Genomic DNA, 10,349 nt, shown 5'->3' with positions numbered 1-10,349 from the left:
TCTTGGCAGTCTCCGCAACACTCTGCGCCGCGGATGACGCCTCGCCGGCAACGTTGGAGGCCTCCTGCTTGGCCGCCTGGGTCTTGGAGGTGTCACCGGTACCCACTGGGTACGTGGTCTCCGAAACCGCAGCTGTTGTGCCGTAGGGATCTGGGATTCCCGGCTCGGTTGCGGTGCGGGGTGTCTGGGGCCATTGGTTCTCTGTCATCTTCGCTCTCTTTCCGAAAGGGGTAGCTGGCGATCAAGAACCAGCAGTGCTGGCAACTTAGTAAGCAAGGTTACTAATTAGATACTAAGCACACTTTTCAAATCGAATGCAAGGGTTAATGCCGGGCGGCGGGTTTCGGTGCCACTGAAACGCCCAGGGGGCGGCGCGGTGATAGTAAGCCTACTTGCGGTTAGGTTGCTAAGCATGCTTATTGTAGGAGTGTAGCGACGCAGGGTGACCAGCACTTCGCCACCTACAGGAAGGCCACGGCCGATGACCAGCAATCTCGATCCGGACGCCCGGAGCAGCTACCGCCTCATCACTCTGGCGGCGCGGCTGATCCAGCGGCGCCAGGACGATGCACTGGCCCCCCTAGGCCTCACCCGGGCGGCTGTCATTGCCTTGGAAGGCCTGACGGGGGGTCCATTGAACCAGGAGCAGCTTGCCGATGCCATTAGGGTCCAAAGCCAGACGCTCGGCCGGGTGCTTGCCCGGCTCGAGTCGGCCGGACTTATCACCCGAACGCGCCACGCGTCGGACCGCCGGCAGCTGAAAGTGGAACTGACGGACGCCGGCCTTGCGGCGGTGGACGCAGCCCGGCAGGCAGAAATCAACGCCTATCCGGACGATCCGGACATAGCGTGGAAGGCGCTGCGGGAGGAACTGACGAAGTTTGTGCAGGCCGTTCCCCCTGGCCGGGACACGGGCGTGCTGCCGTTCGCGCCGCCCGAGCACCGGGCAGGACATGCGCACAGGCCCCCGCCCGGGCGGGCAGGAGGCCTGCGCGGCTGGGAACAACCCCGCCAGAACTGAGGATGCCACCGGGCTGGGTGTCGGCACGCTCTGCAATGGCCGTCTCCCTCGCACGTGGTCCTGCATGACACGCTTACGGGCTGTCACTCCACGGTAGCCGCGGGAAAGAGCAGGCTGAAGGGACTTCCGGCCCCGGGCCGATCAGGCCTGGCAGGCGTCCCTCAGGGCCTGGACGGAGCCGGCCGGCACCTGGTCCCCGGCCTCCGCAATCTGGCCCAGCGGCGTCGTAATTTCTGTGGGCACCCCGGCGGTCCGGGCGGCCGAAACCAGCCCCGCCAGCACCTGCTTGTCCGAGGCACTGACCAGGCCGTCCTGGACCACTGCGCAGATCTGACGGTTCAGTTCCTGGGCGGCGGCGGAGGCGGCTTTGGAGGCGGCATCGCTGGCGGCGTTGCCGGCAGCTTCCCCCACTGCGCCGCAGCCCGTAAGCAGCAGCATGGCAGTGCATAGTGCGGTGGCGGGCGCGACGGCGGTGCGGAAGCTCATGCCCCCAGCGTACCGGTGGCAGGTTAACGGCGGGCCGGCACGCCCAGGATGCTGTCCAGCAGTCCGTTCCGGAATTTGCCCTCGGGGTCATGCCGTGCGGCGAGGGAACGGAAGTCGTCGAAGCGCGGGTACAACTGCGCCCAGTCATGCCCGCCGGCGGTGAACAGTTTGCCCCAGTGCGGGCGTGCGCCGAACGGCCGCAGCGCCTCTTCGAGTTCGGGGAGGACGGCTTCCACCTCTGGCTGCAGCGGTTTCCAGGTGAAGTGCAGGGCCACACTTTGTTGCCGGTAGAACGGGCTGAGCCAGAACTCATCGGCCGCGCCGGTCCGGATTTCCGAGACGAACAGCAGGGGCGCCAGCCGGTCCGCCAGGCCACGGACGGCCTGGAGCGCCGCGGGGGCATGCTCAAGGGGAAGGATGAACTCACTCTGCAGTTCGTCCCCGTTGCTTGGGGTGAACTCGTGGCGGAAGTGCGGCAGCCGGTCCAGCCACAGTCCGGGTTGGTCCAGCTGCGCGGTGCAGTTTTCGGCGGACATGTCCGGGAGCGGGTGCCGGGGGCTGACGGCGGCCCTGGCACCGAACAGGCCGGGAAGCGGCGGTTCGCCCTCAACGGCCTTGAGCCAGACCTGGTTGATCCTGTCGCCGGCATAGTCCGTGAACAGGCTGACGCTGTACGCGCTGGACACGATGGCACCGAAATCCGACAGCGCGTTCTCCCAGGGCAGGTCCTCAAGGACCCGTTGGCGCATGGTGAAGCTTGGCCGCACCGACAGTTCCAGGCCGGTGACGATGCCCAGGGCGCCGATGCCCACCACGCTGGCCAGGAATTCGTCCCCGTCCGCCCGGCTGAGAGTGGCGTGCTCGCCGGACGCCCTGACCAGCTCGATGGATTCCACGGCACCCGCAAGTGCCTGGTTGTTCACCCCGGAGCCGTGCGTTCCGGTCTGCACCGCGCCCGCCACCGAGATGTGCGGCAGCGAGGCAAGGTTGTGGATTGCCATGCCGAACTCTTCCAGGGTGCGGCACAGCGCGCCGTAGCTGACTCCGCCGCTGACCCGTACGGTCCCCCGGGCGGTGTCCAGCTCCACCTGCTGCGGCAGGGCGTCGAGAAGCACGTGCACGCCGTCGGTATCGCCCACCCGGTTGAACGAATGCCGGGAGCCGAGCGCCTTCACCCGCGGTGCCGCGGCCACTGCTTCGGCCAGCTCAGCGACGGATTCCGGCCGGACGACGTCCGCGGAGGAGTATTCGAGGTTTCCTGCCCAGTTCTTCATCGGGTGGCTTTCACTTGGGGTCGGTTTCCTCCACTGTCAGCGCTAACAATCCCGCCTGTCAAGGCGCTTCCGCCGTGCGGTCGGAGCTTGTGCAGGCGGGACGCCACCCAGTGGCTCGGCTGATCCAGGCCGGCCGGGAGGCTGGTCGATCCGCTGCCCCTGGCTGCGTTGACCTGCGGCTGGGTGAGGAAGAGTGCACCGGCGAGGTCGGCGCCGTCGAGCCTTGCGTCCCGCAGGTCCGCCCCCAGGAGGTCCGTCGCCGTCAGGTCTACACCCCGCAGGTCGGCTGCGATCAGGCAGGCGCCGTGTAGATCGGCTCCGCACAGCGGGAGCCCCCGCAGGTCGGCCCCCGCCAGGTCAGCGCCGGCCTCCAAGGACGCCCGCCGGCCCGGCGTGGAGTAACCCCCGTCGGTGGATTCCGCGCCGAAGTATCCGGCGCGTGCCTCTTCGCTGACCACACGCAGCGTCTCGCCCACCCGCCGGTGGAGGTACTCGACGTCGGCCGCCAGGAGGTCTTCCAGCCCGCTGTCCGCGACCTTCCGGACTGCGCCCGCCAGGTGCCGCACATCCCCGGCAGTATCCGGGCCGTAGGCCCTTACCGCGGCCTGCCCCAGCAGCCACAGCATCTCGTGCAGTTGGCGCAGGACCCTGAAGGCGGCGAACATACCGGCCGCGGAGTCCGGGTTGTCGCGCCAGCTGACGCCGTGGAACAGCCGCTGGCTGACCGCCTGTCCGGCGCCGAAGCAGTCAAAGACCGTGCAGCCGGTGAAGCCCCGGGGCCGGAGCCGGTCATGGATGGTGCAGGAGAAGTCCGCAGCCAGGTTGGGGCACGGCGTGGCAGGCGGCTTGTCGATGGCGAAGTCCGCCGATCGCGCGAATCCGAAAGCGGTGCAGCACAGCGCGAAGCAGTGTGCGCAGTCAGGCCGGAGGGTGCCCCGGCCGGGGGAATTGTCCGTTGATGAGGGCGTAGTGGGTTTCATGGTGGCTCCCGAAGGTGGTTCCGATAAGGGTGCGGAAGGGAGGGGAACCCAGGGCTGGGTCCCCCTCCCGGGCGCACGGAATCACCGTTCCTGCAAGGAAGGACGGGAACGTCGGATGGCTGGAAGTCAACGGCAAGGAAGGGAAGTCACTGACTCCAGAATATCCCCCTGTGGCTGGTTCAGCGAGGGATCTCCTGACCAGCGGCAGGCGTGGTGCGGGGCGGCGGAACGCGCCGGCGGCCGGTGGCTTCGAACGCGGCGGAAAGGCGGAGCAGGTCTGTGTCGGAGTACGCCTTGCCGGCGAAGGTCAACCCCACCGGCATCCCGATGTCCTCCGCCAACCCCATGGGAACCGTGACGGTGGGGATGCCGAGGTGCCGTGGAACCAGGTTCCCGTTGGCCACCCACACCCCGTTGCGCCAGGCAATGTCCGCCGAGGCGGGGTTGGTGTCGGCATCGGCCGGTCCCACGTCCGAGGCCGCCGGGAACACCACTGCGTCCAGGCCCATCCGGTCCATCCATTCCTCCAGGTCCACGCGGCGGGTTTCCTCCAGTCCGGCCAGGCCGTCGGCCAGGTGCGGAATGCGGTCAAGATCCGGAACGCCGTGTTCGCGGATCCAGGCGGGGTAGTCGCTGATGTCGTCATCGAAGCCGTCGTAGCGGTCGGGCAGGGCACCGGCCGGGGCAGGGAAAATGGCGGAACCGTCCACGTCGGCCAGGCGGTTGAGCCGCGGGTCGCCGTTGGCTTCAAGGAAGTCGTTCCACGCCCAGGCGGACAAGTCCACGATTTCCCGCCGGAGGTATTCCGGGGGCACCAGGCCGCGGGTGGCGATGGTGGGTGCGCCGGGACGGTCGCCCTCGTAGTTGGACACTACGGGGAAGTCCACCTCCACCACCTCGGCGCCTGCGGCTTCAAGATCGCGCCGCGCGGCATTCCACAGCTTCAGGATCGAGGCGCGCGTCTCGATCCTCTGCCCGGTGGGTCCGCCGATGCCCGGTGCCGCAGCCGTGCCGGCTTCGGGATCGGCGTTGATGTACATCCGGGGAATGCCGAACCGCTTGCCCGCGAGCACGCCAGCGGCCGCGTCAGCGTCCGGTACGGCCAGGTCAAGGTACGACGGCGGGCGGACGGCGGATGCCTTGGGCACCGGAATCCAGGGCTGGACCCGCCAGAAATCCCCCCGGGTCTCGGTGTCGTCAGCGACCACCACGTCCAGGACTTCAAGCAGGTCGGCCATCGTGCGGGTATGGGGCACCACCACGTCCATGGTGGGCACCAGGGGCCAGTTGCCGCGCACGGAGATGACTCCGCGCGAGGGCGTGTAGGCGCAGAGCGCATTGTTTGACGCCGGTGCCCGCCCCGAGGACCAGGTCTCCTCGGCCAGGCCGAAGGCTGCGAAGCTGGTCGCGGTGGCGGTTCCTGAACCGTTGGACGAACCGGATGCGAAGGCCGCGGTGAGGTAGTTGGCGTTGTAGGGGCTCTCCGCCCGACCATATACCCCGCGCTGCATACCTCCATTGGCCATGGGTGGCATGTTGGTCAGGCCAATCAGCACTGCTCCACCGGCCCGCAGCCGTTCGATGGTGAAGGCGTCCTGTTGGGCCACCAGATCCTTGAATGCCGGCGAGCCGGCTGCCACGGTGAGCCCTTCCACCTGATAGCTGTCCTTCGCCGTATAGGGGATGCCGTCGAGGGGGCCAAGAGTGAAGCCGGCCGCCCTGCGCCGGTCCGACGCCTGGGCCTCCGCAATGGCTTCGGGGTTCAGGACGACGAGGGCGTTCAGGTGTATGCCGGCAGAGTCATACTTCTCGATGCGGTCCAGGTACAGGCGGACCAGTTCCTCGCTGGTCACCTCACCGGAGTCCAGGGCGGCGCGGAGGCGGCTGATGCCGGCCTCCACCACATCGAACTGCCGCTGGGAACGCGGAAGCGGTTGCGTGGGGGCGGTCTTCACCATGACCCTCCGTCCTTGGCCGCAGGCTGCTGCTGCGTGATGCAGTGGATGCCCCCGCCGAAGGCGAAGATGTCGCGGGCGTCCACCAGTTCCACCGTCCGTCCTGGATAGGCCCGCTCCAGGATGCCGGCCGCGATGGCGTCGTTGGGATCGTCGAAGCTGCAGAGCACCACCACGTTGTTGGCGACGTAGTGGTTGATGTAGGACCAGTCCACCCAGCCCTCATCGCCCTTGAGCGTTGTGGGGGCGGGAACGTCGATGATGCGCAAAGGCCTGCCCTGGGCGTCCAGTTGGCCGGCAAGGACTGCCTTCAGCTGCAGGTAGACGGCATGATCGGGGTGCGCGGCATCATCCTGGCGGTGCAGCAGGATGGTGCCTGCCCCGGCGAAGGCCGCCACGATGTCCACATGGCCGCGGGTTCCGAATTCGTCGTAGTCGCGGGTCAGGCCCCGCGGAAGCCAAATGGCCTTGGTGGTGCCGAGTGCAGCGTGGAACTCCGCCTCGACCGATGCCTTGGTGGCGCCGGGGTTGCGGCCCGGATCGAGCTGGACCGTCTCGGTCAACAGCACCGTTCCCTGGCCGTCCACGTGGAACCCGCCGCCTTCGTTCACCAGCGGGCTGGGCCTTACCGGCGCATCGATACCGGCGGCCACGCTCCGGGCCACGTGCTGGTCCTTGTCCCAGGCCGCCCACTCCTGGGCGCCCCAGCCGTTAAAGATCCAGTCAACGGCCACCAGTGATCCATCCTGGCCGTGCACGAAGCTGGGGCCGCTGTCCCGCAGCCAGGCATCGTCAAGTGGAACCTCCACGACGTCGATACCCTCACCCAGCCATTCCCTTGCGGCCGTGGCATCGCGGGGGTCTGCCAGCACGGTGACAGGCTCGTACCGGGCGATGGTTTGGGCAACCCGCGTCCAGGCTGCGCGGGCCCGGTCCAGGGTTGGGCTTCCCACCTGACCAAAGGTGTCGTTCGGCGGCGGGAATCCCATCCAGGTGCGCTGGTGCCTGTCCCACTCTGCAGGCATGCGGAGTTGGGAGTCGGGGGAGGAGTGCCCAGCGGCGGCGTTGCCCCGGGCTTCGGTCGAATAAATGAATGCCATTCATTTATTATGGGGACACCGCAGGCGGTGCGCAAGAGTGTGTCGCATCAGGTCCGGCGTCCCCGATCCACGGCCGCCACGATGGCGCGCCCCAGTTCCGCCGGCTTGGTGAACTGAGGCCAGTGCCCGGTGGGCAGGTCGACGAATTCGACGTCGCCAACCCTTGCCAGTTCCGCCACGAAGGGGTTCCCGGCCGCCATCCATTCACGCAGCATCGCCGAGGGGAATTCGCATGCGATCACCGTGGCGGGTACCCCATACCGGCGTTCGTCATGCAGGTGCTGCCGTCCGTACGCCACACCGCGGGGCTCGGGGACTGCGCGGGCGCGGAAGGCCTGGCGGAGTTGATCGTCCAGGTCCACCAGGTCGGCGTCGTCGAAACTCTCCCACGGCGGCAGCGGCACGTCGTCGCCTTCGGCCGGCAATTCGTCATTGATGACGCCACCCTCACCCAGCGGCCCGCTGTCGACGTAGATGGCGCGCTCCACCTTCCCTGGCCGCGCGTCCACGGCACCGTGAATGATGGCACCGCCGCCGGAATGGCCCACCAGGACGACCTTGCCGGGCGCATTGTCGATGGCCTCCACGACGGCGTCGATATGGTCCTGCAGGGTTATGCCCGCCCGGTTGGCGTCCGCCGACTCTTTCCCGGGAAGCGTGAGGGGCCGGGGGCGGTGGCCTGCAGCGTCCAATGCAGGCGTCACCGCGTCCCACGATGAGGCGTCCAACCAAAAACCGGGAACCAGGATGATGTCCATGACCGAACCCTACTCCCCGGCCCCGACACGGCAGCAAGGGGTGCTACCGCTTCCGCTTCCGGTCCTTTCCTCCCGTCCGGTTGCCGCGCTCGGCGGCTTCGCGCTCAGCCCAGCGCTGCGACTTTTCCCCGGAGACCACTTTCTGGTGCCACTCACGGTGGTACGCGCGCTGGGCGGCGACGTCGGAGCGCCGTGCAAGCGCGGCCAGCTCCCGCTGCATCTTCTGGTAGGAGTTCCAGCGGCGCAGGGTAAGGGCACCTGTCCCGATCGCCTCCCGGACGGCGCAGCCGGGCTCGTTTCCATGCCCGCAGTCCGCAAACCGGCAGCCGGCAGCCAGTTCCTCCACGTCGCCGAACATCCCGCCCAGGCCCTCCCCGGCGTCGAACAGTCCGAAGCCGCGAACGCCGGGGGTGTCCATCAGCACCGTGCCGTTGGACAGCGGCACCAGCTCGCGGGCGGTGGTGGTGTGCCTGCCCTTGAAGTCCCCGGACCTGACCTCCCCGGTTTGCTGGACTTCGCGTCCCACCAGAGCATTGACAAGGGTGGACTTGCCGGCGCCCGAGGGGCCGAGGAAGACGATGGTGCCGCCGGCCGGAATGCGGGCCAGCAGCTCGTCGATGCCGTCGCCGTTGTCCGCGGACGTGGTGACCACCTCCACGCCCGCCGCCTGCAGGATGACTTTGCCGACGACGTCGTCCGCCACCTGCGCAAGGTCAGCCTTGGTGATGATCACCAGCGGAGTGGCGCCGGAGTCCCAGGCGGCAACCAAGGTGCGCTCGAGCCGGTTGTGGGTGAGCGGCCGGTCCACGGGTACCACCACTCCAACGGTGTCCATGTTCGCGGCCAGGACCTGCTCTTCGGAGGAGTCCTCGAACGCGCGCTTGCGGCTGAGTTCGGAACGGCGGGGAAGGACGGCAAGGATCTGGCGGTGGCCCGCCCGGTTGGGTCCAAGCCAGACCCAGTCGCCGGTGACTGGCTGTTCACCGGACAGCGGATAGGGCAGGTGCAGCAGCCCATCGGTAACGGCGACGAGCAGCAGGGTGCGGTCCACGCGCACCACCCGCCCGCGTCCGGTGGCTCCGGGACATGGGTGCTGGTTGAAGTGGCGGTCCACGCCGGGCGTGTAGCCGTAGGCGGCCGGACCGTCGGCAAGGGATGGGCTGATGCCCGAGGTGTTGTTGAGGGCGTTGCCTGAAGAAGGATGCACGGTGGTTTCCTTGGGCAAGTCCCCGGTGCAGCCGCGGTGTTCCGGACAGGCGCCGTCAGGTGAGGCGGGTGCAGCGGGGAGGGATGGTTGATGGTGTGGATGCTGGGCGCTCAAGGCGCGCGGCGACAGCAGTCATCAGAACCACCTCCATTCCCTCGTGCGGCGTTCCGTTGCCCCGCCGGGACGGCAGGGTGGGGCCGGATCCCACTCTAGTGGCCGCCGGCGTCGGGGACCAGAGCTGGGGTGGTGCCACTTCCGCCAGAGGCCAGGGCTTTGGTGCCGGATAACCGACCCCCGGGTCCGTTACGTTATTCCGATCAGGGGTAAGGACCACCCGCAGCCTGTATGCTGCGATTCGATACTGGCGTGGGCATTTGGGTTTTGGGGGCACTGCGGTCACATGGTTCTGGACACGGCAACCCTCCGCATCGCTTTCGGCCTGATGGCCCTGGTGCTGGTGGTCCTCTTCTACTTTTCCGCGTACCGGCTGACGCGCTCGCCATACAGTGCGTGGTGGTGCGGTGCCCTCCTCTTCTTCCTGACCGGATCCGGCTGCTTCCTGCTGGACGGCACCCCGCACCAGGTGTGGGCCAATCCGGTGGGCAACACACTGCTGGTCCACGGCGGTGTGGCAGTGTGGGCCGGGGCGCGCTCACTGCGGACGGTGCGGCCGCCAAGGTGGGCCTTCACCGGGATTCCCCTGGTCACCCTGGTGGCTTCCCTGCTGGACCATCCGGCCACCAATACCTGGTCCGGCGGCCCGGTGTTCCTGGCCGCCATGAGCCTGACCATCGGGCTGGCTTCGCGCGAGCTCTGGCGCCTTGAGCCGGGCTATTCGCGGGTCCGGCTCCCCATGGCGGTGGCTGCAGGCGGCCTTTCCGTCTTTTACTTTTTCCGTTGGCTCGCGTTCCTCGTGGAGGGACCGGAGGGGGTGGTCTTCACTACCGTGTTCGGATCGGCCGTGACCACCATGGTGACCATGGTGCTGCTGGTGGTGGTTTCCTTCAGCATGGCGGCCTTGAGCACCGAACAGCAGACCCGCGCCCTGCGCGTGGTGGCCACCCGCGATGACCTCACCGGCCTGCTGAACCGCAAGGCCTTTCTTGATCTTGCGGCCGAGCAGCTGGCCGACCGGACCATCACCGGAGGTTCCGGGGCCCTTATCCTGGCGGACCTGGACCACTTCAAAGCCGTTAACGATACCTACGGCCATGCAGCCGGTGACATGGCGCTGCAGGCCTTCGCCGACGCCTGCGTGGCTACCGTGCGTTCCACCGACCTGACCGGGAGGTACGGCGGGGAAGAATTCGTGATCCTGGTTCCCGGGGCCAGCGCAGAACGGGCCGAGGCGATCGCCCAGGAAATCAGCAGGCGCCTGGCCGGCGCAGAGACGCGGAACGGCATGGAAATGCCCACGGCGAGTTACGGCATTTCAACGTACGACGGCGGGACCTCCACCGTGGATGGGCTCATCGAGGCAGCGGATGAGGCGTTGTACCGGGCAAAGTCGCTGGGCCGGAACCGCGCCGCCCGCAGCGACGGGCTGCGGTAGCCCTGCTGCGCCCAGC

General features: G+C 68.0%; 9 protein-coding genes and 1 pseudogene. 2 read left to right on the top strand and 8 right to left on the bottom strand.

Features of this window, described 5'->3' with window-relative positions; all coding sequences use genetic code 11:
- Positions 1 to 208, bottom strand: a pseudogene (locus RM50_RS14470) (hypothetical protein); the annotation flags it as partial.
- Between the two features lie 273 nt (positions 209 to 481).
- Between RM50_RS14470 and RM50_RS14465 the strand changes: the two are divergent.
- Positions 482 to 1,021, top strand: a complete 540-nt coding sequence (locus RM50_RS14465) for a MarR family winged helix-turn-helix transcriptional regulator (protein WP_043453995.1) — start codon at positions 482 to 484, stop codon at positions 1,019 to 1,021.
- Between the two features lie 141 nt (positions 1,022 to 1,162).
- On the opposite strand, the gene RM50_RS14460 is transcribed toward RM50_RS14465, so the two are convergent.
- The 7 genes from RM50_RS14460 to rsgA form a co-directional block, all read right to left on the bottom strand.
- Positions 1,163 to 1,507, bottom strand: coding sequence for a hypothetical protein (locus RM50_RS14460; protein ID WP_043453993.1), 345 nt, complete (start codon positions 1,505 to 1,507; stop codon positions 1,163 to 1,165).
- 23 nt (positions 1,508 to 1,530) lie between these two features.
- Positions 1,531 to 2,781 (bottom strand): D-arabinono-1,4-lactone oxidase, encoded by a 1,251-nt coding sequence (locus RM50_RS14455; protein ID WP_043453991.1) that lies wholly within the window; start codon positions 2,779 to 2,781, stop codon positions 1,531 to 1,533.
- Positions 2,778 to 3,761: a pentapeptide repeat-containing protein gene (locus RM50_RS14450; RefSeq protein ID WP_082007090.1), complete on the bottom strand. Its 984-nt coding sequence runs from the start codon at positions 3,759 to 3,761 to the stop codon at positions 2,778 to 2,780. Before RM50_RS14450 ends, RM50_RS14455 begins: the two co-directional genes overlap by 4 nt.
- A gap of 179 nt (positions 3,762 to 3,940) precedes the next feature.
- Positions 3,941 to 5,719 carry an amidase gene (locus RM50_RS14445; protein WP_052260251.1) on the bottom strand — a complete coding sequence of 593 codons (1,779 nt, stop codon included), beginning with the start codon at positions 5,717 to 5,719 and terminating at the stop codon, positions 3,941 to 3,943.
- A complete protein-coding gene (locus RM50_RS14440) occupies positions 5,713 to 6,816 on the bottom strand; it encodes an agmatine deiminase family protein (protein ID WP_043453989.1) in 1,104 nt (367 codons plus the stop codon). Before RM50_RS14440 ends, RM50_RS14445 begins: the two co-directional genes overlap by 7 nt.
- 47 nt (positions 6,817 to 6,863) lie before the next feature.
- Positions 6,864 to 7,574 (bottom strand): alpha/beta fold hydrolase, encoded by a 711-nt coding sequence (locus tag RM50_RS14435; RefSeq protein WP_043453987.1) that lies wholly within the window; start codon positions 7,572 to 7,574, stop codon positions 6,864 to 6,866.
- 43 nt (positions 7,575 to 7,617) lie between these two features.
- Positions 7,618 to 8,781, bottom strand: coding sequence for a ribosome small subunit-dependent GTPase A (gene rsgA, locus RM50_RS14430; protein ID WP_043453985.1), 1,164 nt, complete (start codon positions 8,779 to 8,781; stop codon positions 7,618 to 7,620).
- A 400-nt stretch (positions 8,782 to 9,181) separates the two neighbouring features.
- On the opposite strand from rsgA, the gene RM50_RS14425 reads away from it, so the two are divergent.
- A complete protein-coding gene (locus tag RM50_RS14425) occupies positions 9,182 to 10,333 on the top strand; it encodes a GGDEF domain-containing protein (RefSeq protein WP_043453983.1) in 1,152 nt (383 codons plus the stop codon).
- The last annotated feature ends 16 nt before the right edge of the window (positions 10,334 to 10,349 follow it).

The sequence above is a fragment of the Pseudarthrobacter phenanthrenivorans genome (assembly GCF_000813845.1).
Taxonomy (GTDB): Bacteria; Actinomycetota; Actinomycetes; order Actinomycetales; family Micrococcaceae; genus Arthrobacter; species Arthrobacter phenanthrenivorans_B.
The sequence above is the reverse complement of the archived record's forward strand: the minus strand, read 5'-3'. Positions and strand labels throughout refer to the sequence as shown.

Bases quoted from the DNA above. Each gene is read 5' to 3' on its own strand.
- RM50_RS14465 (WP_043453995.1), top strand. From the start codon at position 482: ATGACCAGCAATCTCGATCCGGACGCCCGGAGCAGCTACCGCCTCATC.
- RM50_RS14460 (WP_043453993.1), bottom strand. From the start codon at position 1,507: ATGAGCTTCCGCACCGCCGTCGCGCCCGCCACCGCACTATGCACTGCC.
- RM50_RS14455 (WP_043453991.1), bottom strand. From the start codon at position 2,781: ATGAAGAACTGGGCAGGAAACCTCGAATACTCCTCCGCGGACGTCGTC.
- RM50_RS14450 (WP_082007090.1), bottom strand. From the start codon at position 3,761: ATGAAACCCACTACGCCCTCATCAACGGACAATTCCCCCGGCCGGGGC.
- RM50_RS14445 (WP_052260251.1), bottom strand. From the start codon at position 5,719: ATGGTGAAGACCGCCCCCACGCAACCGCTTCCGCGTTCCCAGCGGCAG.
- RM50_RS14440 (WP_043453989.1), bottom strand. From the start codon at position 6,816: ATGGCATTCATTTATTCGACCGAAGCCCGGGGCAACGCCGCCGCTGGG.
- RM50_RS14435 (WP_043453987.1), bottom strand. From the start codon at position 7,574: ATGGACATCATCCTGGTTCCCGGTTTTTGGTTGGACGCCTCATCGTGG.
- RM50_RS14425 (WP_043453983.1), top strand. From the start codon at position 9,182: ATGGTTCTGGACACGGCAACCCTCCGCATCGCTTTCGGCCTGATGGCC.